General features: G+C 58.8%; 24 protein-coding genes. 20 read left to right on the top strand and 4 right to left on the bottom strand.

Going from position 1 to position 24,928, the window contains the following annotated elements; translation table 11 throughout:
* Positions 1–2: 2 nt before the first annotated feature.
* Positions 3–1,484, bottom strand: coding sequence for an SrfA family protein (locus DUD43_RS06290; protein ID WP_153229580.1), 1,482 nt, complete (start codon positions 1,482–1,484; stop codon positions 3–5).
* A 487-nt stretch (positions 1,485–1,971) separates the two neighbouring features.
* On the opposite strand from DUD43_RS06290, the gene DUD43_RS06285 reads away from it, so the two are divergent.
* The 3 genes from DUD43_RS06285 to DUD43_RS06275 all read left to right on the top strand — a co-directional run bounded on the left by DUD43_RS06285 (position 1,972) and on the right by DUD43_RS06275 (position 8,909).
* Positions 1,972–4,062 carry a PhoX family protein gene (locus DUD43_RS06285; protein ID WP_153229579.1) on the top strand — a complete coding sequence of 697 codons (2,091 nt, stop codon included), beginning with the start codon at positions 1,972–1,974 and terminating at the stop codon, positions 4,060–4,062.
* A gap of 460 nt (positions 4,063–4,522) precedes the next feature.
* Positions 4,523–5,599 carry a FliC/FljB family flagellin gene (locus DUD43_RS06280; protein WP_153229578.1) on the top strand — a complete coding sequence of 359 codons (1,077 nt, stop codon included), beginning with the start codon at positions 4,523–4,525 and terminating at the stop codon, positions 5,597–5,599.
* A gap of 187 nt (positions 5,600–5,786) precedes the next feature.
* Positions 5,787–8,909 carry a tetratricopeptide repeat protein gene (locus DUD43_RS06275; RefSeq protein ID WP_194273449.1) on the top strand — a complete coding sequence of 1,041 codons (3,123 nt, stop codon included), beginning with the start codon at positions 5,787–5,789 and terminating at the stop codon, positions 8,907–8,909.
* Positions 8,910–8,997: 88 nt separating this feature from the next.
* On the opposite strand, the gene DUD43_RS19325 is transcribed toward DUD43_RS06275, so the two are convergent.
* The 3 genes from DUD43_RS19325 to DUD43_RS06260 all read right to left on the bottom strand — a co-directional run bounded on the left by DUD43_RS19325 (position 8,998) and on the right by DUD43_RS06260 (position 10,455).
* Entirely contained in the window at positions 8,998–9,162 is a 165-nt protein-coding gene (locus tag DUD43_RS19325; RefSeq protein WP_265588070.1) for a hypothetical protein, read from the bottom strand.
* Between the two features lie 150 nt (positions 9,163–9,312).
* Positions 9,313–9,564 carry a type II toxin-antitoxin system prevent-host-death family antitoxin gene (locus tag DUD43_RS06265; RefSeq protein WP_153229576.1) on the bottom strand — a complete coding sequence of 84 codons (252 nt, stop codon included), beginning with the start codon at positions 9,562–9,564 and terminating at the stop codon, positions 9,313–9,315.
* Between the two features lie 129 nt (positions 9,565–9,693).
* Positions 9,694–10,455 (bottom strand): RNA polymerase sigma factor FliA, encoded by a 762-nt coding sequence (locus DUD43_RS06260; protein ID WP_153229575.1) that lies wholly within the window; start codon positions 10,453–10,455, stop codon positions 9,694–9,696.
* 237 nt (positions 10,456–10,692) lie between these two features.
* Between DUD43_RS06260 and DUD43_RS19105 the strand changes: the two genes are divergently transcribed.
* The 17 genes from DUD43_RS19105 to fliO all read left to right on the top strand — a co-directional run bounded on the left by DUD43_RS19105 (position 10,693) and on the right by fliO (position 24,924).
* The gene (locus tag DUD43_RS19105; RefSeq protein WP_194273448.1) at positions 10,693–11,094 is read left to right on the top strand and encodes a flagellar protein FlaG; all 402 of its coding nucleotides are present in this window, start codon (positions 10,693–10,695) and stop codon (positions 11,092–11,094) included.
* Positions 11,095–11,183: 89 nt separating this feature from the next.
* Positions 11,184–12,572 (top strand): flagellar filament capping protein FliD, encoded by a 1,389-nt coding sequence (gene fliD, locus DUD43_RS06250; RefSeq protein WP_153229574.1) that lies wholly within the window; start codon positions 11,184–11,186, stop codon positions 12,570–12,572.
* 6 nt (positions 12,573–12,578) lie between these two features.
* Positions 12,579–13,010: a flagellar export chaperone FliS gene (gene fliS, locus DUD43_RS06245; RefSeq protein WP_153229573.1), complete on the top strand. Its 432-nt coding sequence runs from the start codon at positions 12,579–12,581 to the stop codon at positions 13,008–13,010.
* A 78-nt stretch (positions 13,011–13,088) separates the two neighbouring features.
* Positions 13,089–13,424: a flagellar protein FliT gene (locus DUD43_RS06240; RefSeq protein WP_021446816.1), complete on the top strand. Its 336-nt coding sequence runs from the start codon at positions 13,089–13,091 to the stop codon at positions 13,422–13,424.
* On the top strand, positions 13,421–14,710 hold the full coding sequence (locus tag DUD43_RS06235) for a flagellar hook-length control protein FliK (RefSeq protein ID WP_153229572.1): 1,290 nt from the start codon (positions 13,421–13,423) through the stop codon (positions 14,708–14,710). Before DUD43_RS06240 ends, DUD43_RS06235 begins: the two co-directional genes overlap by 4 nt.
* The gene (locus DUD43_RS06230) at positions 14,700–15,020 is read left to right on the top strand and encodes an EscU/YscU/HrcU family type III secretion system export apparatus switch protein (protein WP_153229571.1); all 321 of its coding nucleotides are present in this window, start codon (positions 14,700–14,702) and stop codon (positions 15,018–15,020) included. The genes DUD43_RS06235 and DUD43_RS06230 overlap by 11 nt, the downstream gene beginning before the upstream one ends.
* A 142-nt stretch (positions 15,021–15,162) precedes the next feature.
* Positions 15,163–15,498 (top strand): flagellar hook-basal body complex protein FliE, encoded by a 336-nt coding sequence (gene fliE / locus DUD43_RS06225; RefSeq protein ID WP_009458068.1) that lies wholly within the window; start codon positions 15,163–15,165, stop codon positions 15,496–15,498.
* A 104-nt stretch (positions 15,499–15,602) separates the two neighbouring features.
* The gene (fliF, locus tag DUD43_RS06220; protein ID WP_153231557.1) at positions 15,603–17,336 is read left to right on the top strand and encodes a flagellar basal-body MS-ring/collar protein FliF; all 1,734 of its coding nucleotides are present in this window, start codon (positions 15,603–15,605) and stop codon (positions 17,334–17,336) included.
* Positions 17,323–18,333 (top strand): flagellar motor switch protein FliG, encoded by a 1,011-nt coding sequence (gene fliG / locus DUD43_RS06215; protein ID WP_153229570.1) that lies wholly within the window; start codon positions 17,323–17,325, stop codon positions 18,331–18,333. Before fliF ends, fliG begins: the two co-directional genes overlap by 14 nt.
* Before the next feature lie 85 nt (positions 18,334–18,418).
* On the top strand, positions 18,419–19,159 hold the full coding sequence (gene fliH / locus DUD43_RS06210; RefSeq protein WP_153229569.1) for a flagellar assembly protein FliH: 741 nt from the start codon (positions 18,419–18,421) through the stop codon (positions 19,157–19,159).
* Positions 19,159–20,601, top strand: a complete 1,443-nt coding sequence (gene fliI, locus DUD43_RS06205) for a flagellar protein export ATPase FliI (protein ID WP_409049744.1) — start codon at positions 19,159–19,161, stop codon at positions 20,599–20,601. Before fliH ends, fliI begins: the two co-directional genes overlap by 1 nt.
* Before the next feature lie 2 nt (positions 20,602–20,603).
* The gene (gene fliJ, locus DUD43_RS06200) at positions 20,604–21,053 is read left to right on the top strand and encodes a flagellar export protein FliJ (RefSeq protein WP_153229568.1); all 450 of its coding nucleotides are present in this window, start codon (positions 20,604–20,606) and stop codon (positions 21,051–21,053) included.
* Positions 21,054–21,065: 12 nt separating this feature from the next.
* Positions 21,066–22,412: a flagellar hook-length control protein FliK gene (locus DUD43_RS06195; protein ID WP_228125913.1), complete on the top strand. Its 1,347-nt coding sequence runs from the start codon at positions 21,066–21,068 to the stop codon at positions 22,410–22,412.
* Between the two features lie 212 nt (positions 22,413–22,624).
* The gene (locus tag DUD43_RS06190) at positions 22,625–23,110 is read left to right on the top strand and encodes a flagellar basal body-associated FliL family protein (protein ID WP_228125912.1); all 486 of its coding nucleotides are present in this window, start codon (positions 22,625–22,627) and stop codon (positions 23,108–23,110) included.
* Positions 23,111–24,118, top strand: coding sequence for a flagellar motor switch protein FliM (gene fliM / locus DUD43_RS06185; RefSeq protein ID WP_153229566.1), 1,008 nt, complete (start codon positions 23,111–23,113; stop codon positions 24,116–24,118).
* Complete coding sequence (gene fliN, locus DUD43_RS06180) at positions 24,115–24,618, top strand: flagellar motor switch protein FliN (protein ID WP_153229565.1); 504 nt, start codon at positions 24,115–24,117, stop codon at positions 24,616–24,618. The genes fliM and fliN overlap by 4 nt, the downstream gene beginning before the upstream one ends.
* 30 nt (positions 24,619–24,648) lie before the next feature.
* Positions 24,649–24,924: a flagellar biosynthetic protein FliO gene (gene fliO, locus DUD43_RS06175; protein ID WP_153229564.1), complete on the top strand. Its 276-nt coding sequence runs from the start codon at positions 24,649–24,651 to the stop codon at positions 24,922–24,924.
* The last annotated feature ends 4 nt before the right edge of the window (positions 24,925–24,928 follow it).

Below are 24,928 nucleotides of genomic sequence, written 5' to 3'. Positions count from 1 at the left end.
CATCATTCGGATTGCTGCAAGATCAAAGGAAAGGCATTGGAGCCGTACATGCCCGCACATTGGGCGGCTGCGCCCGCTGCACCGGGATCACACACAATCTTGGGCATATCGTAAGCGGCATTGTCCGTGCACTTTGCGGCGGAATTGGCATTCAAAATCAAGCGGCCCTGTTCAGACGAGGCAGATACGGGGGCTTCGCACTGAACGCCGTCACCACGCTTGATCTGCACATTGCCTGCACCGTCTTTCAACTGATATTGCAGCTGCACGGGTTTGCCGGTCTGGCTGTCTTGCACACCCATGCGGGCAGCCCACTGGCCATTCAGGAAATCCATCTTGCCGGACTGCAAGGCATCAGGCGGCACTACCAAAGAACCGGGAGGGGCAGCAGGCGTGGCCGGAGCAGCCGGGTTGACATCAGGTGTTGGCGGCGCGGCAGGATCAGCAGGCGGGCTTGCCGGGTCTTGTGGCAACTCGGGCGGCTGGGGATTGGCGTCCGTGCCGGGCTCAGCTGGCGGTGCAGGCGGCGTGGTATCGGGAGCTTGCCCCGCATCCGGAGCACCCGGCGCGGCAGGAGCATCCGCCCCCGGAGCAGCAACCCCTGGTGCTTCAACACCGGGAGCAGCGCCCGCACCCGTGGCGCCTGGAACCACTGGAACGGTGCCCGTGGGAACAAGGCCTGTTGCATCAACACGGCCATTCGGCAGCAAGGCGCCAGCATCCAGCTTGGGCAAGGACCAGCCCAACCAATTACGGACTTTCTCGGGCAAGTAGCTGCCTACGCTGGAGGTGAAGGAACCCAAAGGGGTGTCGGGCACGACCGGCGTGGTGCACCAGCGCAAACCGAACAAGAGCAAGGCCAGCAGCAAGAGCAAAGCCAGCAAACGCCACCACCAGCGGGACCACCAACTGGCGGCCACCGGGGCCACGACAGGGGCCACCACGGGCTCGACGGGCGGCACCACAGGTGGAGCCACCACAGGCGCGGCTTTAGGCGCAGGCATCAAAGGCAGCAAGGGGTCCTGATTCTGATCTGCACCATGGTGCAGGAAACCCCAGAAGGTCAACACGGGCTTGCCGTTGACCAGATACACAAAGTTGTCGTCCGGGAAATAAAGCACGCGGCGCAGCAAGCTGGAGAACAGGGCCTTGTCGCCCAGAGCTTCTTGCTCTTCGGCATCCATGCTTGGGGCCATCTCGTTCAGCCGGGCCTGGAAAGCACTTAATTGCTTCAGGCCTTCTTCGCGTTCTTGCTCGGTAGCGGCGGTCCAAGGCACGACCTGGCCGGAGACGGGGCTGTACCAATCCAGCGTGGAACCCGTTTCATTGCTTTGCGGAATCGCCAGATGGTCGGCAAAGTTGCCCGCCCGACGGCGCAAGGCTTCTCGCAACTGTAAAGCGGAGCGAAATACCGGTCGGCCGCCCTCACCTAAAGCCATGAAAGCATCGGCACGGCCACTGCGCAGTAAAACCCCTTGCTTCATTGAGTTCCCGAAGAAAAAAAAGAAACATAGTACAACAAATAGGAAGTCCCAAAGCCTCAGGGAAATGCCCATTCATAGGGTGTACACAATGAGAAAAGCAGGCCTTGAACCTTAAAAACTCCTGAACGCTGAAAAAGAGCAAAAGTCGTTTTAGTCCTTGTGTACTAAATAGATAGCGAAATAGCCGTGCATGGATCAAGCAGAAAACATAAAAACGTACCACTCTGTACATAAAACAAAATCAATATTATCCAAATAGCCAAAGCACTGATTTTTTTAATTAAAACAAAAGTCCCATTCCGGCCCGATCAGGCGGCTGAAAAGACCTTCGCACAGCCACCTTCCACCCTCACTCGCCAGCAGCACGTTCTGGCCATACCCCAAAAATCACGATTCAAACATTCAGCTATTTGTCATAGACCTTTCACTTTGGCCCTCTAGCATTAGCGCTACCCCCCACAACTCAGCCTTGGCGCTATTTATCACTATGAGCAAACATATCTCCGACAAGACTGTTCGTAACCTGAGTCAGAACACCCCTTTTAGTGAAATCCTGGAACGCAGCATGACACGTCGCGCCGTAATGCGCGGCGGCCTGGCAGCCGCTTTGGCCACCATGAGCAGCTTTGGTCTGGCTGGCTGTGATAGCAGCAGCACAGGCGGCAACTCCACCGACAACGGCGGCGGCGAGAACCCGAACCCTGGCCCTGATCCGGAACCACCGGCAAGCGTCAAACTGGGTTTTGAATCCCTGCCCACCTCCATGACCGACGGCTGTGTCGTGCCTCCAGGCTACATCGCCCATGTGCTGGCTCCCTGGGGCACGCCCATTAATGACAACGCCCTGCCCTGGGATCAGAACGGCAATAACAGCTCCAACGACCTGCTCAACTCCATGGGCATGCACCATGACGGCATGCACTTCTTCCCCCTGGAGGGCAGCTCCACCGAAGGCTTGCTGGCCGTCAACCACGAATATATTGATGAGAACGCCCTGCACCCCAACGGCCCGACCATGCCCAATGGCAAGCGCCCGGCCGAGGAAGTGCGCAAGGAAATCAATGCCCACGGCGTGGCCATCGTCCATATCCGCCGTGCCAATGGCCGCTGGGACATCGTCAAGAACTCGCGCTACAACCGTCGCTTCACCTCTGCCACGGCCATGAAACTGGCTGGCCCGATTGGCGGCACGGATTGGGTCAAAACCCCCTTTTCGCCCAACGGCACACAAGTGCGCGGCACCAACAATAACTGCGGTAACGGCACGACGCCCTGGGGCACCTACATCACCGCCGAAGAGAACTGGGCAGCCTGCTTTGTGAACACTGGCACGCGTCCCGCTCACCAGCAACGTGTCGGCGTATCGGCTGGCCCAACTGGCCGCTACAAATGGGAAACCGCCGCCAAGGATCCGTCGGAAGTGCTGGGCGAATTTGCTCGCTTCAACATCACCGAAACCGGCGCCAGCGCTACCGAAGACTGGCGCAATGAAGTCAACGGCTTTGGTTATCTGGTCGAGATCGACCCGTACGACCCCACCAGCATTGCCACCAAGCGCACCTCCATGGGCCGTTTTGCTCACGAAGGCTGTGCCTACAGCAAGCCCGAAGCTGGCAAGCCTCTGGCTTTCTATAGTGGTGACGACTCGCGCTTTGAATACGTTTACCGCTTTGTGTCCGACGCCGCCTGGGATCCCAAGGATGCCGAGCGCACTGACCGTCTGGCCGTAGGCGCCAAGTATCTGGACAAGGGCACACTATATGTAGCGCGCTTTAACGAAGACGGTTCCGGCGAGTGGCTGGCACTGACAGGCAGCACCAAAGGCAAGGATGGCGGCACCTTGTCTGACAAGTTCAAATCCCTGGAAGAAATCCTGATCAATACCCGTGGCGCCGCGGACTTTGTGGGTGCCACCCCGATGGATCGCCCCGAGTGGACGGCCACCCACCCCAGCAACGGCGACATCTACCTGACGCTGACCAACAACACCAGCCGCAACGCATCGTCCGGCACTAACGCCGCCAACCCACGTCTGAACAACGTCAACGGTCACGTTATTCGCTGGCATGACGAACCTGGTTCGAACAAGTTCAAGTGGGATATCTTCGTATTCGGCTCGGATTCGGGTGCCGACGCAGATACCAACCGCTCCGGCCTGACCGATCTGAACCAGTTGGCCAGCCCTGACGGTCTGGGCTTCGACAGCCGAGGCATTCTGTGGATTCAGACTGACAACGGCATCGACGGCGGCCGCAAGAACAATGTTGCTCGAGCCACCAACGACCAGATGCTGGCCGTGATTCCGGGTGCCTTGGCGGACAGCTCGGGCACCGGCCCGGCCATCAACGCCAGCAACCAGTCCGATCTGCGTCGATTCTTTGTGGGCCCGAACGAAGCAGAAATCACCGGCTTTGCCATGACACCGGACCACACCAGCCTGTTCCTGAACATTCAGCACCCTGTGAACTGGCCGGCCTACGACACGCATGACGCTACGATTGTCAGCATGAACACGGTGCGTCCGCGTTCTTCGACCGTTGTCATCCAACGTGCGGATGGCAAGCCTATTGCTGTCTAAACGCAAGGGCGGGTTCGCGGTTTGAATCCGCCCTAGTCCGTTTTTGCTAAGTTTTTGCCAAGCGGGGCCGTCAATAGATGGCCCCCTTTGCTTTTTTAGCTCCTGCAATTCAAACAAGGCCTCCTGACTGTCTGCTGCAACACGGAAATATCTGCGCCATTTCCAGAGCCGGACAGGGAAAAACCAGGACCAAGGGTCAGGAAAGGAAAGCAAACAGGCCTTTCTTCACAGCAGGCCATCATGCTTGAAGCCGCACCAATCAAGGCTTCAAGACAAAGTTGAGAAAATTTTCTCAACAGGCCCCTAAAGAGTTTTTTGCCCCTTCCGTTAATGTTGCTGTACAGGAAGAACGCAGTGTGTCGAATGCGCGATCAGCCCCCTGGGGCCTAGCAGAACGCCAACGCTTTCCTGGGCAAAGGGCGAAACCGTTTCGCCGCTCTACTCAACATTGGGAGTTACCATGTCTGTTATCAATACGAACTCGCTTTCCCTCGTTGCCCAAGGCAATCTGAGCAAATCGCAAGGCGCACTGGGTCAAGCCATTGAGCGTCTGTCCTCCGGTCTGCGCATCAACAGCGCTAAAGACGACGCAGCCGGCCAGGCTATTGCCAACCGCTTCACCGCTAACGTGAACGGTCTGACACAAGCTGCCCGCAACGCCAACGACGGTATCTCTATCGCTCAGACAACCGAAGGTTCGCTGAACGAAATCAACAACAACTTGCAGCGCATCCGTACTCTGAGCGTGCAAGCTACTACCGGCACCAACTCCGAAACCGACTTGGCTTCGATCCAGGCTGAAATCAACCAGCGTCTGGCCGAAATCAACCGCGTTTCCGAGCAAACTCAGTTCAACGGCGTGAAAGTTCTGGCCAAAGACCAGTCCCTGGCCATTCAAGTTGGTGCTAACGACGGCGAAACCATCTCGGTTAACCTGAAGAAGATCGACTCCGAAACGCTGAACCTGAAAGATCTGGACGTTTCCAAGCTGGCCAAGAAATTCGACGCTACCAAGCACGAAATGAAAGCCGCTTCGGGCACCACCAGCACGGCCGTTCCTGCTCAAATGGGTAACGCCAACACCGTGGTTACTGCAGCTAACGGCGGTACCGTTCTGACTCAAACCACCGGCGCCACTTCCACCAACTACATCCTGCACGAAGGCAAGGTGTACGCTGCTGGCACCATCACCGCCAACGCAACTGCCAACACCATCTCCGTGGCTCGTGGCGCTGAAGTGACCGACAAAGAAACTCTGTCGCTGGTTGCTCCTCTGGCATCGATCGACGCCGCTATTCAGGACGTGGACAACCTGCGTTCCGACCTGGGTGCTGTGCAAAACCGTTTCGAGTCCACCATCGCCAACCTGAACAACACGGTTACCAACCTGTCCGCTTCGCGTTCGCGTATTGAAGACGCCGACTACGCAGTCGAAGTCTCCAACATGACTCGTGCTCAAATCCTGCAACAAGCTGGTACATCGGTTCTGGCCCAGGCCAACCAAGTTCCACAAACGGTTCTGTCGCTGCTGCGTTAATCAGCTGCCGCACACCGGGCCGACAGGTTTACTTGTCGGCCAGTTGCACGAAAACCGGATATTGCCTGCAATATCCGGTTTTTTTTGGTCCAAAGTCCTGAAAAACCGGCTTATTTCACGCATTGATCCCCAAGCCCGACCGGTATGCTAGCCAGATTTGAACGAGACTTCAGACCTCTATCACGCCATGTCCTCCTCTGACCGCCCCGTGTCCCCTGATACGCGCTACCAAGACGCACTCCAATTATTCAATGGCAGCCAGTTCTTTGCCGCCATCTCTGTTCTGGAGGAGCTGCTTGCCCAACACCCCGAGCATCAGGCCAGCCTGTCGCTCATCATCAAGGCGCTGATCAACGAAAAACGCCCCCAGGATGCGCGCAACTACCTGCCCCAGCTCAAACTGAAAAAAGATCTGGCCGCGCGCGATCTGGCCGTGGACGTCTACGTGGCTTGCCGGGACTACAAGGCCGCCCAGGCTTTGCTGGAAGAAGAAATCAAACAAAAACCCAGCGCCGTGGCCGTGTTCAAGCTGTCCGAGCTACATGCAAAACGCGGTGACCTGGAAGGCTCGCGCAAGCTGCTGCGCCAGGCCCATCGCCTGGACCCCAAAAATGATCTGATTCTGGGCAAGGTCATCACCGATGAGCACTTCAACCCGAGTCTGGATCTGGCCGCTATACGCCAGTTGCAACAGGAGTGGCAAAAGCGCTTTGCCTATACCCTGCACGCTGCCGCGGACACACGCCGTATCGCGGGCCGCACGCTACGCATCGGCCTGCTGTCTGACGGCTTCAGCAACCACCCCGTCACCCGCATGACCAGTGGCTCGCTGACTCGTCTGTCCAAAAAGGAATTCAAGCTGTATGCCTACAGCAGCACCGACAAGCCCGATGATCTGACTGAACAGTTGCGAGAGCATTGCCACGCCTGGCGCGAAGCCGCCGCCTTGAGCGACGAGCAGCTGAATCAGCAAATTCGCCGTGACCGGATTGATATCCTGATCGACATGAGCGGCTATCACAAAGGTACGCGGCTGCGCATGCTGTCCATGAAGCCCGCCCCGCTCATCGTCAAATGGGTAGGCGGACTGAACAACTCCATGGGCCTGGACTATATCGACTACCTGATCTCGGATCGTTTCGAGAGCCCGGAAGGAAGCGATTCGGATTACAGCGAAAAGCTGATTCGCATGCCCAACGGCTACATCAGCTACATGCCACCGTTCTACGTACCCGAAGTTGGTCCGGCTCCACTTGGCGAAAATGGCCACATTACCTTTGGCTGCTTTAACAATGCCAACAAGATCAATGAGCCTACCATCCAGGCCTGGGCCACTATCCTGAAAGCCGTGCCCGATGCACGCCTGCTGCTCAAAGGCTCCCTGTACGAAGGCGACGAGTTCAAGCAGCGCATCCAGGACGGTTTCCAGGCTCAAGGCATTGATCCCGAGCGTCTGGATTTTGAAGGCCAGTCCAATCACCGCGAACTGCTCAGAACCTATAACCGCGTAGATATTACTCTGGACCCCTGGCCCTTCTCCGGTGGCCTGACCACGCTGGAATCCATGTTGATGGGTGTGCCGGTCATTACCCTGCCCGGCCCCACCTTTGCCAGCCGCCACTCCACCAGCCACGTCAGTAACGCGGGCTATCCGCAGCTGGTTGCGCAGTCCTGGGATCACTACGTATCCCTGGCCTGCCTGCTGGCTCAGGATCATGCTTTGCTGGCCTCCTTGCGCAGTGAAATGCGCCAGGTATTCGTAAACTCCCCGGTCTGCGATCACGACTCGTTTGCCCAGTCCTTGCGTCAGGGATTGCGGGCGATCTGGCAGCGTCATTGCGAGGGTGCCGCTCCTGCCGCCCTCCATATCCAGGCAGACCACCAGGTTCGTTTTGAGGACCAGGACAGCGCCCAGCTTGCCGTGCCCTTGCAGGAAGCGGATGCCAAACAGGACTTCAGTTTCGAGCTGACCAGCCCAGTCGTTGTGATCGACCATGGTGCACGTCTGGTTCAGGACGCCAAGTTCGAGCAGCTCTACGCAACCGGGGCCTTGCATCTGATTTGCTTTGATCCAGCAGCGACCACGCAGGACCTGCTTTTGCCCTTGAACCGCAACCGGCTACAAATCGTTCAGCAAGCCGTGCTGGGGCATGGCGGCGCCGTCAATTTCCAGGCTCGCATGGACAACCGGCAAAGCGGCACCTTGCCGCCTGTGCTCAATGCCAGCCCGGAGCTGGCTCAGTTTGACCTACCTTCTATCCGACTAGATGACCTGGACCGGGATGCGCCGATTGACTGGTTGATGCTGGCCGACAACTACGACAACCGCGCCCTGCTCAGCAATGCCGCTCAGACGCTGGAACAAACCCTGGCGGTTTCCATCAAAGTGCATTTTGCGCCAGGTGATGCGCAGCAGCTGGACTTGTCGCAAGCTCGCGACCTGCTGGCACCGCATGGCCTGGAGTTCTACACACTCACGGCCTTCGATTGCGAAAGCGGCTACACCGACGAGCAGCTCAAGGAAAGCCACAGCGGCAGCCGCACCCATTCGGCCATTGCGCTGTTCCTGCCCCGCAACACGCAAGACCTGCCCATCGAGCGGCTGGAAAAACTGGCCTTTATTCTGCACGCCTACTTCGGGGCTCACGACTACGCCCAGCGTTTGCTGACGCAGCACCAGCACCCCAAGGCCGAGGAATACCTGAAGCAGGCCCGCTTGCGCAACCTGCCCAGCATGACGATTCCCAACATCCCGGCCATGACCTCCGCCGAGATCGAGTTTTTTGAATCCTGCCTGGATCAGGCCCAGCATTACTACGAGTTTGGCAGTGGCGGCTCCACCAAGCTGGCCGCCAGCATGGGCCTGAACGTTCATGGCGTAGAAAGCGACCGCCGCTGGCTGGAACAACTGCACGCTGAAGTGGGAGAGGCCTGCAAGGTCAATCATGTGGACATTGGCCCTACCAAAGAATGGGGCTACCCCGTGGACCTGCGTGCGGCGGATCAATTCCCGGACTACAGCCGCTCCATCCACACCCAGGACCTGCCCTTTGACCTGATTCTGGTCGATGGCCGTTTCCGTGTGGCCAGCACGCTGGAAAGTATCGACTACGTGCTGAAAAAAGGAGACCCGGCCTCGGCACGGATCTTCATCCATGACTTCTGGAACCGCGAGTTCTACAAACCCGTCCTGGAATTCCTGGACGCAGAAAAAACCGTTGAAACAGCGGGCCTGTTCAAGATCAAGGCCAACATCAACCGGACACAGCTTCAGGCGGTAAAAACTGCTTTCCAGCAGGACTATCGTTAAAACAAATCTGGCCTTTCCTGCAGATGAATTGCAGGAAAGGCCAGATTTTCAAACCAAGCGTACTCAACACGGCACCAAACGATTTCCTTCAGCGCTCCAGGTCTTCGCTCAAGCGCTGCACGGCCGCACGGTAAGCCGCCATATCCTCGCGCTTATCCACCGCCAGCACCAAGACCACTAATACATCGTCCTCTACCGTATAAACCAGACGATAGCCCTGCTTGAGCAGCTTGATTTTGTAGCAATGCTGCAAATCCCCCGCAATGCAGACCCCGGGACATGCGGTGCGTCCAGACGTTTGCGAAGCAGGTTCTTGAAGGTAGTTTTCACACTCCCATCCAGCCGCCCCCACTCCTGCAAGGCTTCAGGCAAGAACTTTAGTGTGTATTTGGTGGGCTGCCGCTCAGAGCTGCTCAAGATCAACCTCGACCGCCGTATCCTTGACGGCCAGCCGTCGACGCACCAGCTCATCCAGATCACGGTTGGCCATTTCCTCGACCATGGCCTCAAACAAGCGAGGCGTCACCATATAAAAGGCAGGCCGGTTATGGTTCAACACGGCAACCGGCTTTTCTCCAGCCGTACGCAATACCTGTGCCGGGTTCTTCTTGAACTCGGACATGCTAATAGAATAATCAGCGTAGATCGCATCCATAACAGCTCCTAAAAAAGCTATAAATTTAGAGCCATTTTAGCATCAGACCGTCGAAAGCACACAAGAGCCAAAAAGGCTCCTCTTATATCAGTTGTAAAAGGGAAAAGTTGGCAGCCCGCCAGCGCAGGCTTACAACAGCACCTGAAATTCCGCGCTATCGGAAATGGCATCCCACTGGTCTTTCGCCAGACTGGCGCGGATACGGGCCACGGCCTGGCTGCGCAGTTGGGATACACGCCCTTCTGTCACGCCCAGCACCAGAGCAATTTCCTTCTGGTTCAGGTCCTGCTCGAATTGCAGCGCGAACAGCAGTTTTTCACGTTCGGGCAGTTGGTCGATGGCGGTAATCAGGGCTTGTCGCAGACCCTGGGAAGTCAGCAGGTTCAGGGGATTGTCGAAATAAGCCTGTTCACGCGTGCTGTCTTCCAGAAACTCCAGCGCATCGGCGGAGGGATCCGCATGACGTTTCAGGTCTTCGTAGTGAATCACCTGCACGCCAACCGCTTCATCCAGCAATTCGTAGTAATCGTCCATGCTCATGGACAGCGCTTCGGCAATTTCCGGCTCGGTAGGCTCGCGCAGCAGTTCCTGACGCAAGGCGCTGACAGCCACTTCGATCTGGCGCGCTTTGGAGCGCACGCTACGCGGCAGCCAGTCCTGGCTGCGCAATTCGTCCAGCATGGCTCCGCGGATTCGGGTGACGGCATAGGTCTCAAACTGGGCCTCAGCCACCACCTGATACCGGCGCACGGCGTCCAGCAGGCCCATCATGCCCGCCTGCATCAGATCATCCAGCTCGACACTGGGAGGCAGGCGCGACACGAGCTGGAGCGCTTGGCGGCGCACCAATGGGGCGTACTGCTCAACCAGGACGTCTTCTGAACGAGGCATGGACAGGCACGAATCCGGACAATAAAGATTGAGCTATTTTGCCTGCCAGCCCTGCCCGACAGTCCCCAAATCAAACAGTCTTTCGCCATCTTATTCAGGCTTTAAACGGGCCTGGAGCGGGCAAAAACCAAAATACCTCCTAAAGATACGTACGTGGGTGCCGTAATTGGATCGTTACAGGTGCCAAGCCCACCCCATTGAGCAGGCCTGCCACCAAGCCCCTTCTGGAGTGATGTCATGATCAGCTCAGTTTCATCTCAAACGACGGCCTTGGTGCCCCTGGCCTCCCCGGTGGAGCAAAACCCTGGCACCCCTACGCCTTCGGCGGCCACTACGGTGACCCCCATCAAGGAAAGCAGTACCGATACCCAGTTGCAGCAACGCTGGCCCGACAAGCGCGAACCCGTGCCTGGCATGGTCAACACGCTGGACGACACCCTGGACCAGATCAACAACTCCTTGCAGGCCTGGTCCACCGGCATTCGCTTCAATATGGACGACGAGGCCCAGCGTCTGGTGGTCTCGATTGTGGACAACAAGACCGGCGAGGTACTGCGCACTGTACCTTCTGATGCGGTTATCCAGATTGCCAAGATGATCGTTCAGTTGCAGGGCAACGCGGTCAGCGTGAAGGTTTAAAAACCAAACTGGCATCGAAACTTCCCATTGACATGGGCTTTGCGCGCGACACATTCGCGACAAAATAGGACACTACAGGAGTATTTGATATGGCTATTTCTTCAATTGGCGTGGGCTCAGGTCTGAAGCTGGACGAGCTGCTGGAAGATCTGCGCAAGACGGAAAAGAAGAGCCTTGCTGTCATCCAGAGCCGCCAGGTGGCCAATACCAACAAGATCTCGGCCTACGGTCAGCTCAAAAGCAGTCTGGCAGAGCTGCAAACCGCCGCCAAGACACTGAACTCGGAAGACTCGTTTGGCGCGGTCAAAGTCACCGCCAATAGCGAAAACATCAAAGTGACCGGCAACTCCAAGGCAGCGCCCGGTCAGTACGTGATCAAGGTCGACAATCTGGCCACGCGTCAGACGCTGACAGCCGGTGCCCACGAATCGCGCGATACCGCGATCGGAGAAGGCGGCAAAATTACCGTGCGCCTGGCCAATGGCAAAGAGCACAGCCTGGACATGAAGGGCCAGGACACCTCCTTGCAAGGCGTGATGAACGCCATCAATGCCGACGCCGATCTGGGCATGAAAGCCACCATCATCAATACGGGCGACCCGAACGAGCCTTACCGCTTGCAGTTGTCCGCCGGTGCAACAGGTGAAGCCGCCTCGATCAGCTCGATTCGTGTGGACGGCAATGATGATCTGGCCGATCTGCTGAACTTTGATGCCAGTGACCCGGCTGCCAGCGGCTTTGAACAGACCAAGGCACAGAACGCCAAGCTGACCGTGAACGGCATTGCCATCACCAGCCAGAGCAATACGCTGAAAAACACCATTGAAGGCCTAGAAATCACGCTGAACAAAGCCGGTGACGAGGCCATCAATGTGGACGTTGCCAAAGACGATGGCGTGGCCGCCAAAGCGGTGAAAGACTACGTCGAGGCTTACAACAAGTTCAACAAGTCGATTCGCGCCCTGACGGCCTACAACGTCGATCTGAAACAGGGCGCAGCCCTGACCGGCGACTCCATGGCCCGTGAAGCGCAAAACGCCATGCGTGACGCCACCCTGGGCTTTGTGCCCGGCGAAGGCGAAATCCGCTCCCTGGTGGGTCTGGGCATCAATATCGATCCCAAGACCGGCGACTTGCAGCTGGACGAAAAAAAGCTGAATGAAGTCCTGAAAACCAATATGGCGGACGTCAAGAACATGTTTGTGGGCGAGAACAGCGTTGCTGGTCGCGTACAAGCCGCCGCTGACGACTTCATCAAAAAAGACGGCCGTATTGATAATGCTCAGGCCGGCGCCGAAAAAGTCGGTAAAAAGTTGCAGGATCAGTATGATGCTGCCGATCAGCGTATCGAAAACAAGATGGAAGCCTACCGCAAGCAGTTCGTCCAGCTGGACGTGATGATCAACCGCATGCAAGGCACCAGCAACTACTTGAGCCAGCAACTGTCCATGCTGGGCAATATGAACGACAGAAAATAAACCCCTATGAGCTATCCTGCCCCTTCCCGTCGCTTTGGCCAACAATCGGTCCGCGCCTACGCCCAAGTAGGCTTGGAAACCGAGGTCCTGAGCGCGAGCCCCGAACATCTGATTACCCTGTTATTTAACGGTGCTCGCACCGCCATGCTGCAAGCGCGCTTGCATATGGAACAGGGCAATATTGCCGGGCGGGGGCAGTCATTATCGAAGGCTATTGATATTGTCGATAGCGGCCTGAAAAGGGCGGTCGATACCGAAAAGGGCGGAGAGCTGGCCCGCAATCTGGTCGCTACCTATGACCTGATCTTGCACAATCTGATGCTGGCCAACCTTCGCAATGACGCGGAAAAGCTGACGCTGGCCGAGCGTTTGCTGACCGATATTGCCGATGCCTGGCGCAGCAATGTTGATACACAACGTGCCAAGCAGCCAGCTTGACTCCGGGGCTCGCGGGACAGGTTCTGTTCCTGACCTGCACCTCCAACCTCCTTTGCGCCTTTAGCGCCTGGTACGAACATGAGCGATACCTCTAACCCGATCGTCGATCAATATCAAATTATCGCCAGCATCACCCGTCACATGCTGGAGCTTGCCCAAACGGCACGCTGGGAGGATGTGTTTGAACAATCCGAACACTATCAACTCGCCGTGGAAAAGCTCAAGAACATGGAAGACCTGTCTGTTACCGAAAAACAGGCACGTCGTCAGTTGCTGACCCAAATTCTGGAAGACGATGCTCAGATCCGCCATCTGGCCACCCCTGAACTGGGTCGTCTGGGTGCACTGCTGGGCAATATGAAGCGCCAGCAAACCGTTTTGCAAGCGTATTACAGCCCTAGCGTTCATCCATGAGCATAGGCGGCCCCTCCCCCCTGGGGACGCTGCTTATTCAACGGCTGGATGCCGTTCTGGGTATCAGCACTGGACAGCAAAGCAATATCGCCACGGGCGCTCGCCCGGACGCCATCAGCCAGACACCGGGCAGCCAACGCCCCGATCGCGCCGAAAACCAGACGGCTCGCGATCAACGCCAAAGCGTAGACCAGGCCCGCGCCCACACCCAGGGCCGCGATAGCCGGAACATCCGCACACAAAGCGGCCAAACCTCGACTGACCCGGCTCTGAATACCCGTGGCCCCAATACGACCACTACCAGCTCGGCACCCACCACGCTAGGGCGCACCGCCCAGCTGATTCTGTCCCTGCTGGAACACTTCCCGGATCGTGCCCCCGCTATTCAGGGACGACAGGCCTTGTTGCCTGGCCGTCCCACGATGCAGGCAGACGGCAACGAATCCACGCGCCCCGGCAACGATATCCAGACCGCGGGACGCACAGGCACGGCACAAAATACCGCCAGCACAATCGCAACCCTGGCTCAGCAACGCCTGCCCCTGCCCGGCAGTACGGCCACAGGTGGCGCAAACGCGGGTTCTGCCAGTGCAACGACAGCAGGCAGCCATGCTTCCGGAACAGGGGCACCCGCAGGAATGCCCGCTGCAGGAACGCCAGCGACCGGCGCAGCAGCCCATAGCGCATTACCCACAGGCAGCACCGCCGCCCTGGCCCAGCATTTCACCCAGGCTCTGCCCCAGGCCCTGCAACAAAGCGGGCTGTTCTACGAGTCTCACCTGAGTGATCTGCACTTTGGGCAACGCAGCGTGGGTGAATTGCAGCAAGAGCCGCAAAACCTGAACCGTCCTGTAGCCGAAACAAGTACTGGCGCAAGCCACAACACCCAGACCCAGGCCAGCAGCCAGGACCCGGCCAACAGCATGCTGGTACGTCAGCAACTGGATACGCTGGCCCATCAGAGCCTGCAATGGCAGGGTCAGGCCTGGCCGGATGCCGACATGAACTGGAGCGTGCAACGTCACGAAGCCCAGTCGGAAGACGAAACCGAACACTGGTCCAGCACCCTGCAACTGGACCTGCCCACACTGGGGCCGATCACACTACGGCTCAATCTCCTGAATCAGCAATTGCTGGTCCATATTCAGGCCGATCAGTCCGCACCGTATCTGGACGAAAACAGCCTGCCCTTGCGCGAGCGCTTGCAGGACCAGGGTCTGATCCTGAGCCAATTGCAGATTGAAGCCGACACGACCCAGCCGCAGGACCTGCCCGATGAGTCATGACTCCCCCACCCATCGCCCGCAGGCCCTGGCCTTGCGCTACGACCCCAAGGACGGGGCCCCGCGCGTGGTTGCCAAAGGCTACGGCACCTTGGCCGAAAAAATAGTCGAGACCGCCCGCGAGCACGGTCTTTACGTACACGAGTCCCCCGAACTGGTCGGCCTGCTGATGCAGGTGGATCTGGACCGTCATATTCCCCCTCAGCTTTATCAAGCCGTAGCTGAATTGCTGGCCTGGCTATACGCACTGGAACAAGGCCATCCCCAGGCCACACAAGCCTTGCAGACCTTGCACGACGCCTCAAAACCTTGATGCCCTTGTTTATAAGGGCTGAAAAGCCCCTGTTTTTGGGCTTAGATACTCTGCTTAGCCTCGCGTTCTAAACGTTACATTAAGCACGGCAAGCTGCCCGCACCTGTGCGCGTGGCCCATCCTGACTTTCTGGCAAGCGAATATGTCGATTTCCAATCTTTCCAGCATTGAAAACCTTTTGGCCCAGATGCGCGCCGTCGCCCAAGCGGCCGGGGCTTCCAGTTCTGTGTCCTCCTCGGCCAGCAGCGCCGCTCCGGGTGGCTTTGCCGCCGAGCTGGCCCGCTCCCTGAACCGGGTTTCCCAGGCACAGAACGAGGCCAATGCCCAGGCCCAGGCCTTTGAAATGGGCGAGCCCGGAATTTCCTTGAACGACGTGATGATTGACCTGCAAAAAGCCAGCGTTGGCTTTCAGGCCACCGTCCAGGTACGCAACCGCTTAGTGGCCGCCTACCAAGAAATTGCCAGTATGCCGGTATAAGCGCCTGATTCTTTCATGCCCGCCGCCCTTTCCTTAATGCTGCCTGAGCACGTCCTGATTTGAACTCCCCTGATTCCATGCAGAACCCTGCCTCTGCCTCGCCCATGAGTCAGACAGCACAGTTGCTGAATAAACTTCCTGGCTACGACACGCTGCGCGCCTTGCCCAAGGTAGCGCTGATCGGGCTGGGTGCCGCACTGATTGCTCTGATTGTCGCCCTCTTGCTGTGGAGCCGCGGCCCTACATACCAGGTTCTGTTCTCCAATCTGGACGACCGCGATGGCGGTGCGATTGTCTCGGCCCTGGGCCAGATGAACGTGCCCTACCAGTTCAACAGCAACGGCACTGCCATTCTGGTGCCGCAGGATCGTGTGCACGATGTGCGCATGCAAATGGCCTCGCAAGGCTTGCCGCGCAGTGGCAATGCCGGTTTCGAGCTGCTGGATCAAAGCCGCTTTGGTGCCAGCCAGTTCACCGAACAAGTGACGTATCAGCGCGCCCTGGAAGGCGAGCTGGCCAACTCCATCAAGGCCGTGCATGCCGTCAAGGAAGCGCGTGTTCACCTGGCCATGCCGCGTGAAACCTTGTTTGTGCGCGATCGCCAGTCCCCAACTGCGTCGGTCGTGCTGACCCTGTATCCGGGCCGTGACCTGAGCGAAGGCCAGGTTTCCGCCATCAGCTGGCTGATCTCCTCCAGCGTGCCCAATCTGCATGCCGACAAGGTGTCCATCATTGACCAGAACGGCCGCCTGCTGACGGCGCCCACTGGCGAGATGGGTGCAGATAATCAGCAGCGCAATTTTGTAAACGACATTGAATACCGCGCCGTCCAGCGCATTCTGACCTTGCTGAACCCCTTGGTCGGTGCTGGCAACGTGCGCGCCCAGGTGACGGCTGAAGTGGACTTCTCGCGCCGCGAGCAGACTTCCGAGGTCTACAAGCCCAACCAGCAACCCGGTCAGGCCGCGGTGCGCAGCCAGCAGACCAGCTCGTCGCTGCAACGCAACCCGCAACAGCCCCAGGGCGTGCCCGGTGCCTTGAGCAATCAGGCTCCCAACAACGCCACCGCCAACCTGGTGAACCCGCCTGCGGCACCGAATCAGCCCCAGGCACCTGTTGCTCCGGCCACGGACCCGGCCAATGCAGCCGCACAAACGGCCAATGCCGCGAACGCAACGGCTGCCGGTACGGACCCTTCGCTGGTTTCCCTGGCCGAGCAAGCCCGTCTGCTGCAAAACACCGGCAATGCGCGTAACGACTCCACCGTGAACTACGAAGTGGATCGCACCATCAGCCACGTCAAAGGTCCCTTGGGCCAGCTAAGCCGCCTGTCGGTGGCCGTGGTGGTGAACTACCGCAATACGGACAAGGACAACCAGCCGCTGGACCAGGAAGAACTGGACAAGATCAGCGATCTGGTCAAACAGGCCGTTGGTTATTCGGCTGATCGAGGCGATAGCCTGAGCGTGGTGAACGGACAGTTCAACGAGCAAGGCGATATTGATACCCCCTTCTGGAAAAATCCGGAGTACCGCGAGCTCGCCATGGAACTGGTCAAGTATGTCGTCTTTGCATTCATTCTGTTCATGGCGTGGCGCATCGTCATCAACCCCATCATCCAGGGCCTGATCCAGGCCAAGGCGGTGGCTGACGCCCGCGTCGAGCGCCAGAAAGAGGAATCCGCTCGCGAACAGGCAGCCGAACAGCGCGCTGCCGAGATGAGCCGCTACGAAGAGAATCTGAACACCGCCCGCACGATGGCTCACGATGACCCACGCGCTGTGGCTATGGTGTTGCGCTCCTGGTTGAACAAAGATGAAAAAAATGAAAACGGCTAAACCGGACGATTCCATCGAACGCAGTGCGATTTTGATGATGTCCCTGGGGGAAGATGCCGCCGCCGAGGTGTTCCGCCACCTCTCGCCTCGCGAAGTACAGCAGTTGAGTACCGCCATGGCGTCCCTGAAGCAACTGACCCGTGCCGATATGGACGAGGCTCTGGAGAGCTTTCGCCAGGAGGCCGACCAGTTCATGGCTGTGGCGCTGGACTCCAATGCCTACATCCGTTCCGTACTGAACAAGGCTCTGGGCTCGGACCGAGCCGCTGGTCTGATCGAAGACCTGCTGGAAAACAGCGAAGGCTCCAGCAGTGGTATTGATGCCCTGAACTGGCTGGATGCGTCCAGCGTGGCCGAGCTGATTGCCGACGAGCACCCGCAAATTATTGCCACCATTCTGGTGCATCTGGAGCGTGATCGCGCGGCTGACATTCTGGGCTTCATCCCGGATCGTTTGCGCGATGACGTGGTCCTGCGTATTGCCACGTTTGGTGGTGTGCAACCCACTGCCCTGAACGAGCTGACCGAAGTGCTGAACGGCATGCTATCGGGCCAGGGGGCCAAACGCAGCAAGATGGGTGGCCCACGTACGGCAGCGGAAATGCTGAACTACATGAACGCCAGCCTTGAGGAGTCCGTCCTGAGCAGCCTGCGCAGCATGGATTCGGATCTGACCCAACGCATCGTGGACGAGATGTTCGTGTTCGAGAACCTGGCCGACGTGGAAGACATTGCCATCCAGCTGCTGCTCAAGGAAATCGAGACCTCTGCACTGACGATTGCCCTGAAAGGCGCACCCGAAGAATTGCGCGACAAGTTCTTCCGCAATATGTCCAACCGTGCCGCCGAAATGCTGCGCGAAGACATCGACGCCCAAGGCCCGATCCGCATGTCCAAAGTGGAACAGGAACAGAAAGCCATTGTGCAGGTGGCCCGTCGTCTGGCCGAAGCCGGTCAGATTACGCTGGGCGGCCTGAGTGGGGACGAGTATGTCTAAGACGGCCTCGTTTGGGCAGCTCCTGCCCGTCCAAGCCGTTACGACCTTGTGCCCAGGCACGAACCGCCTGCGCGGGAGCCTGTAAATGTCCAGCCACCGTAAAGCCTCAGCCTATTCGGAACTTCAGGAAAGCTGGAGCCGCTGGCAAATGCAGGGGCTGGATGATCCTGTTGTCGCTCCGGAACCGGAAGAACCCGAGTTCGTCCCTCCTACCCAGGAAGAGCTGCAGCGCGATCTGGAAAACCAGCGCACCCAGGCCCAGGAAGAAGGTCATACCCAGGGCTATCAGGCCGGTTACAACCAGGGCCACGCCTCCGGTCTGGCCGCTGGCAAGGAAAGCGGCCATGCCCAGGGCTATGAAGCCGGAATGGCAGCCGGTATGGCCAAGGCTCAGGAACAGATCGACCAGTACATCAAGGAATTTGTCGCCCTGAATCAGAACTGCGCCCAATCCATCGAGTTGATGGATCAGGAAATGGGCCAATCCCTGATTCAGCTGGCTACGCGCATTGCCGAGCATGTCCTGCAAAGCACCATCAAGACCGAGCCCAGCCGCATTCGCGATCTGGTGGCCGAGGTGCTGCGCAGTGATCCGGGCGACACCGGCGCCCTGGAACTGACCTTGCACCCGGACGACATCAGCCTGGTGCGCGAGTTTCTGATTGAACAAGGCGAACCCCGCGCCTGGCGTCTGCAAGAAGACCCCCAACTGCAACGCGGTGAATGCCGTGTCCGTTCCAGCTACGGCGATATTGACGCCACCTTTGCCACCCGCTGGAAGCGAGCCCTGGCCAGCCTGGGCTTGCCCGTTCCCTCGGAGCCCTGATGGCAACGCCCCTTTTGGCCTCCTCCCCCGAACGCTGGCGCGCCCAGATGCTGTCCGCACAGCAACGGGTCCAGGCCATTGAGCCCAGCCTGCGCAGTGGCCGCGTTGTCCGCGCCACCGGTCTGGTACTGGAGGCGACGGGTTTGAAGCTGGCGGTAGGGGCTGCCTGCAAGGTGGAACTGTCTGCCGCGCAAAACATCTGGGCTGAAGCCGAGGTCGTGGGTTTCGAGGGCCGGTCCCTGTATCTGATGCCCTTGAGCGAAATCTCCGGCCTGCCTCCCGGTGCACGTGTTGTGCCGGTTGAGGCTCAATTGCAGCCGCCGGTTCCGCTACCCGACTCAGATCAGCCCGACAGCCTGCCCGCCCAGGCCCGTTCGCGCCATGTCCCTGTCGGCCCCGGTTTGCTGGGTCGCGTGGTTGATGGCAGTGGCAATCCTCTGGACGGTTTGGGCCCGATCGACGCGCAAGCGTCCGTCTCGCTCAGCCACACCACACCCAACCCGCTCAAGCGCAGCCCCATCGACACGGTGCTGGACGTAGGAGTACGTGCCATCAACGGTTTGCTGACCGTGGGCCGTGGCCAGCGCATGGGTCTGTTCGCCGGTTCCGGCGTGGGCAAGAGTGTGCTGCTGGGCATGATGGCCCGCTACACCCAGGCCGACATTATTGTCGTGGGCCTGATCGGTGAACGGGGCCGCGAAGTGAAAGAGTTTATTGAGCACAACCTGGGCGAAGAAGGCCTGCAACGCTCGGTGGTGGTCGCTGCCCCGGCTGATGTCTCACCCTTGCTGCGTTTGCAAGGTGCGGTCTACGCCACCCGCCTGGCCGAGTTCTTCCGTGATGAAGGCAAGAACGTCTTGCTGATCATGGATTCGCTGACGCGCTATGCCATGGCGCAACGGGAAATCGCCCTGGCGATTGGCGAGCCGCCTGCCACCAAAGGCTACCCTCCTTCCGTTTTTGCCAAGCTGCCTGCTCTGGTGGAACGCGCTGGCAATGGCGAACCCAATGCACAAGGCCGTTGTGGCTCGATCACCGCCTTCTACACCGTGTTGACCGAAGGCGACGACCAGCAAGACCCAATTGCCGACTCGGCCCGCGCGATTCTGGACGGCCACATTGTGCTGTCGCGCAGTCTGGCGGAAACCGGCCATTACCCGGCCATTGATATTGAAGCCTCCATCTCGCGGGTCATGCCCAGCATTGTGGACCCGGAGCAGATCAAGATGGTGCACCGCTTCAAGGGCCTGCTCTCCAGCTATCAACGCAACCGCGACCTGATTGCCGTGGGCGCCTACACCCGTGGCAACGATCCTGCCATTGATCAGGCCATTGATCGTTTCCCCTGGCTGGAAGCCTATCTGCGCCAGGGCATGCAGCAACGTGTGGACGTGCCACGCGCCTTTGATGAATTGAACGCCGTTTTAAATAGCGAGCAATAGCCATGAAAGCCAACGCCTCTTTACATACGCTGGTCGATCTCAGTCAGAACAATGTGGATGACGCAGCCCGCCATTTGCAGGAGCTGCGCACGGAGCGCGATGCGGCCCAGTCGCAGCTGGAAATGTTGCAGACCTATCGCCAGGACTACGCCCAGCGCCTGCTGGATGTAGGCCAAACCGGCGTAACCATGGCGAACTACCATAATTTCCGCCGCTTTATCGTGACATTGGACCAGGCCATTTCCCAGCAAAATAGTGTTATCCAATCGCTGGAAGAGCAAATGGAACAGGGACGCCAGGTCTGGTATGGCCATCAGCAACGCCTGAAAGCGTATGAAACCTTGATCGACCGCCGTCTCCAGACCCACCAAGTCCAGCAACAAAGAATGGAACAACGTAACAGCGATGAAATCGCTGCTCGTCTCTTTACCCGTAGCCAGACCGCCTATTAAACAAGCGCCGCCATGACTTCGCCCACTCTTTCGGTTTTACCTGCGGCCCCTGCCGCACCCTCGGCCCCCGCCACCAACACGGCCGGGCCTGCGGCTGCGCACGCGCCCAAAGACGAAGGCTTTGCCCAGCACCTGCAAACGCAACAGCAACAGGTGCAAAACAAAGGGGCAGGCAAGACACCGGCAGCCGCCAAGCAGGACAGCGCCAAACCCCAGGCCCCCGCAGACAGCCCCAAGCTGGCTGACGCTGTGGCCGAGCAGGCCGACGCCAGCGAACTGGATACCCTGATCAAAGACCCCGCCCTGCTGCTTGCCGATCAGACCGATCTTGAGCTGGACACTGATGCCCCGGCCGATAGCGGCCTGCCTGCCATGGCCTTGTCGATTCTGTCGCAAGTGCAGGCCATCAAGAACAGCAAAGTCGATCCCAAAGCGGCACAAACCGAGAGCAAACTGCCGCTGACTGCCGCCAACACGCGCCAGAATCTGGCCGCCGAGCTAAGCAGCCGTCAGCCTCAGCCAGCACCGTTGAAAGCGGCTGAAGCCGAAGCCGACCTTGATCTGAGCGCCGAGCTGGCCTTGCCTAAAGCCGTTGAGACCAGCAATCCGCTGGCAGCCACTACCACTCGCAAACCGGCGGCCAACGCAGCACAAATACTGAACAACAACCTGCCAAGTGCCAGCATCGCCGCCAGTGCGGCCTCGTCCCCAACGCGTTTGATGGATGAAGCCTCGGCATCCCTGACCGCCTTTGGCCGACAAATTGCTGAAGATGCCCGTGCAGGCGTGAATCTGAATCTGCCCGCTCTGGATGCTTCGCTACTGGCCCAGCTTGGTGCCACACCCGGTGCAATCCAGGCCAACAGCCCGGCCGCCTTGCCCAGCCCCATGACGCTGGCCATTGCCACGCCGGTTCACTCCCCCGAATGGGGTGCGGCCATGGGTCGTCAAATGATTACTCTGGCCCAACAGGCTCAGGGCGGCATTCAAAGTGCCGATATTCGCCTGGATCCGCCCGAACTGGGCCCCTTGCGCATTACCTTGCAAATGCAGGACGGCATGGCCCACGCCATGATCACCTCGCCCCACGCTCAAGTCCGCCACACCCTGGAACAGTCCTTGCAGCAGCTGCAACAGCAGTTTGCCGAAAGTGGCCTGACCCTGGGGCAGGCTGATGTGGGCGACCAGCACGCCTCGCACCAGGCCTTTCACGAGCAACTGGCCGCCAGGGGCAACCAAGGCGATCAACCCGCCTTCAGCCTGAACGGCCTGGCTTCCGCTGACGAGACCGGCCCCTTGGTGAACAGCAGCGCCACCCGCTCGCTGAACCCCGACGCGCTGGTTGATACCTTCGCCTGATTCACAGTCCCACAGACAGCCCGGCAAAAAGCATGATTAAGCTCGAAAAGCAGCGTCTATTCGCCGGGCCTGTCCTGCCTGACCTCCGGCACAATAGCTCAGGCATGCAGTCAGGCTCAGGCCCGACATGCGTTTGTCTGTTTGTAATACGCTAGAAAATTCATCGCTCACATCACATGGCCCGAAAAGCACCCACCAAACTTGCACGCCTGATGAAAACCGGTCTGCTGGTTCTGTTTATTATCGCCGCTAGCGTGGGCGCAACGCTGTACTACTCCCTGCAACAAAGCAGCACGCCTGCCTGGTTGGCCTGGGCAGAAAAAGGCCAGTCGGTTGAAGCTGCCCCTGCCCCCAACGAGCCGCCTGTGGTCAAGGTCAACGCCAAGCCCATCTTTGCGCCGCTCGATCCCTTTACCGTCACCCTGAACGAGAATGGCCGCTCGCGTATCTTGTACGTCGGCATTACCTTGCGCGTTCAGGACGATGGCTCGCGTTCCATGCTGCTGGAGTACATGCCCATGGTGCGCGATCGCGTGCTCAAGATTCTGGCTGAACAGCGCCCCACCTACATCCAGACTTCCGAAGGGCGTCAAGCCTTGGTTGCACAGCTGAGCGCCGGCCTGAAAGAGCCCTACGCGCCCAACACCGCTGTACCGTACATCAATGATGTCCTGTTCACCGCCTTTGTCATCCAATAAATGTCGTATCAGAGCTTCCTATCCCAAGACGAAGTCGATGCACTGCTGGCCGGTGTTACCGGCGAAGGCGCTGACACCAAGCCCTTGAACGAAAACCTGACTGGCGTACGGGCCTATGACCTGACCTCGCCAGACCGGGTAGTGCGTCACCGCATGCAGACGCTGGAGCTGATCAACGAGCGCTTTGCCCGTCGCTTGCGCTCGACCATGCTCAGCTTCATGCGCCGCAACGCGGACATTACCGTCGGCTCCATTCGTATTCAGAAGTACTCGGACTTCGAGCGCAACCTGCCGGTGCCCAGCAACCTGAACATGGTTGCCCTGAAACCCTTGCGCGGCGTGTCGCTGTTTACCTTCGACCCGAACCTGGTCTTCCTGATCATCGACAGCCTGTTTGGTGGCCATGGCCGCTACAACACTCGCGTCGAAGGCCGGGATTTCACCACGACCGAGCAGCGCATCATCCAGCGTTTGCTGACCCTGACCCTGGAGAGCTACTGCGGTGCCTGGGAGTCCATCTACCCGCTGGAAGCGGAGTACATGCGCTCGGAGATGCACACCAAGTTTGCCAGCATCAGCAGCAGCAACGACATTGTGGTGGTGACCTCCTTCAATATCGAGTTTGGTGCCCAGGGCGGCAATCTGAATATCTGCCTGCCCTACTCCATGATCGAGCCGCTGCGCGATCTGCTTACCCGCCCCTTGCAGGACAAAGGTACCAATGCCATTGACCAGCGCTGGACGCAGCAACTGTCACGACAAGTGCGCAGCGCCGAGGTCGAACTGATTGCCAACTTCGTCAATATCGACATGACCATTGCCGAGCTGACCCAGCTCAAGGCCAATGATGTCTTGCCGATTGAAATCCCCACCCTTATTGAGGCCCACGTGGATGGCGTGCCGGTTCTGGAATGCCACTACGGCACTTCCGGTGGCCGCTACTCCTTGCGGGTAGAAAACATCTTGGCCACCAACGACAGCGATTTGACTAAAGGTAAGTCCCTATGAGCGACCCTCACAACCCTAACGACCGGTCTGCGCCCGAGGACGACTGGGCAGCCGCGATGGCTGAGCAACAGGCTGGCAGCCAAAGCAGCACCCAAGCCCAAGGACTGGAACAGCCCCTGGAGGATGACTGGGCCTCGGCTCTGGCCGAGCAAAGCGCGGCCACGCCTGTGCACGAACCCAGCCCTGCCAGCAATCTGTTCCCGCCCATGGAACACGCTCAGGCGAACGCCACAACCGATATCGACATGATCATGGACATCCCCGTCCAGCTGTCGGTGGAACTGGGCCGCACACGTCTGACCATCAAGAATATTCTGCAACTGGGCCAGGGCTCGGTAGTGGAACTGGACGGTCTGGCCGGTGAACCGCTGGATATTTACGTGAACGGCTACCTGATCGCCCAAGGCGAAGTGGTCGTGGTGGATGATAAATACGGTATTCGCGTCACCGACATCGTGACCCCATCGGACCGTATCCAGCGCCTGAACGGCCGCCGCTAGAACATGGAACAAGCCCAGCTCGTCAGAATCATGCTTAGCCTGCTGCTGGTTGTAGGCCTGATTCTGGCAGCAGCCTGGGTTGCCCGCCGAGGCGGGCTGCTGAAAAACAAAAACCAGCAACGCATCAAGATTCTGGACAACCAACGCCTGGGGCCACGCAGCAGCGTGGCCTTGATCCAGATTGATGACCGCGAAATTCTGATTGGCATCACCCCTCAGCAGATCAGCCTGCTGCACACCACGACGCCTGCTGGCTCCGAGCCGGATTTCCAGGCCCATCTGGACCAGCACCGTGCGCCCCGCTGACCGC

It is taken from the genome of Alcaligenes faecalis (assembly GCF_009497775.1).
Classification (GTDB): Bacteria; Pseudomonadota; Gammaproteobacteria; order Burkholderiales; family Burkholderiaceae_B; genus Alcaligenes; species Alcaligenes faecalis_D.
This window is presented reverse-complemented; position numbering and strand designations above follow the sequence as displayed.

Excerpts from the sequence above, each read along its gene's own strand:
- DUD43_RS19105 (WP_194273448.1), top strand. The coding sequence starts at position 10,693 with ATGATCAGCTCAGTTTCATCTCAAACGACGGCCTTGGTGCCCCTGGCC.
- DUD43_RS06290 (WP_153229580.1), bottom strand. The coding sequence starts at position 1,484 with ATGAAGCAAGGGGTTTTACTGCGCAGTGGCCGTGCCGATGCTTTCATG.
- fliI (WP_409049744.1), top strand. The coding sequence starts at position 19,159 with ATGGCAACGCCCCTTTTGGCCTCCTCCCCCGAACGCTGGCGCGCCCAG.
- DUD43_RS06195 (WP_228125913.1), top strand. The coding sequence starts at position 21,066 with ATGACTTCGCCCACTCTTTCGGTTTTACCTGCGGCCCCTGCCGCACCC.
- fliJ (WP_153229568.1), top strand. The coding sequence starts at position 20,604 with ATGAAAGCCAACGCCTCTTTACATACGCTGGTCGATCTCAGTCAGAAC.
- fliH (WP_153229569.1), top strand. The coding sequence starts at position 18,419 with ATGTCCAGCCACCGTAAAGCCTCAGCCTATTCGGAACTTCAGGAAAGC.
- DUD43_RS06230 (WP_153229571.1), top strand. The coding sequence starts at position 14,700 with ATGAGTCATGACTCCCCCACCCATCGCCCGCAGGCCCTGGCCTTGCGC.
- DUD43_RS06265 (WP_153229576.1), bottom strand. The coding sequence starts at position 9,564 with ATGGATGCGATCTACGCTGATTATTCTATTAGCATGTCCGAGTTCAAG.
- fliD (WP_153229574.1), top strand. The coding sequence starts at position 11,184 with ATGGCTATTTCTTCAATTGGCGTGGGCTCAGGTCTGAAGCTGGACGAG.
- fliF (WP_153231557.1), top strand. The coding sequence starts at position 15,603 with ATGAGTCAGACAGCACAGTTGCTGAATAAACTTCCTGGCTACGACACG.
- DUD43_RS06285 (WP_153229579.1), top strand. The coding sequence starts at position 1,972 with ATGAGCAAACATATCTCCGACAAGACTGTTCGTAACCTGAGTCAGAAC.
- fliM (WP_153229566.1), top strand. The coding sequence starts at position 23,111 with ATGTCGTATCAGAGCTTCCTATCCCAAGACGAAGTCGATGCACTGCTG.
- DUD43_RS06240 (WP_021446816.1), top strand. The coding sequence starts at position 13,089 with ATGAGCGATACCTCTAACCCGATCGTCGATCAATATCAAATTATCGCC.
- DUD43_RS06190 (WP_228125912.1), top strand. The coding sequence starts at position 22,625 with ATGAAAACCGGTCTGCTGGTTCTGTTTATTATCGCCGCTAGCGTGGGC.
- fliE (WP_009458068.1), top strand. The coding sequence starts at position 15,163 with ATGTCGATTTCCAATCTTTCCAGCATTGAAAACCTTTTGGCCCAGATG.
- DUD43_RS06280 (WP_153229578.1), top strand. The coding sequence starts at position 4,523 with ATGTCTGTTATCAATACGAACTCGCTTTCCCTCGTTGCCCAAGGCAAT.
- fliO (WP_153229564.1), top strand. The coding sequence starts at position 24,649 with ATGCTTAGCCTGCTGCTGGTTGTAGGCCTGATTCTGGCAGCAGCCTGG.
- DUD43_RS06260 (WP_153229575.1), bottom strand. The coding sequence starts at position 10,455 with ATGCCTCGTTCAGAAGACGTCCTGGTTGAGCAGTACGCCCCATTGGTG.
- fliN (WP_153229565.1), top strand. The coding sequence starts at position 24,115 with ATGAGCGACCCTCACAACCCTAACGACCGGTCTGCGCCCGAGGACGAC.
- DUD43_RS06275 (WP_194273449.1), top strand. The coding sequence starts at position 5,787 with ATGTCCTCCTCTGACCGCCCCGTGTCCCCTGATACGCGCTACCAAGAC.
- DUD43_RS06235 (WP_153229572.1), top strand. The coding sequence starts at position 13,421 with ATGAGCATAGGCGGCCCCTCCCCCCTGGGGACGCTGCTTATTCAACGG.
- fliS (WP_153229573.1), top strand. The coding sequence starts at position 12,579 with ATGAGCTATCCTGCCCCTTCCCGTCGCTTTGGCCAACAATCGGTCCGC.
- fliG (WP_153229570.1), top strand. The coding sequence starts at position 17,323 with ATGAAAACGGCTAAACCGGACGATTCCATCGAACGCAGTGCGATTTTG.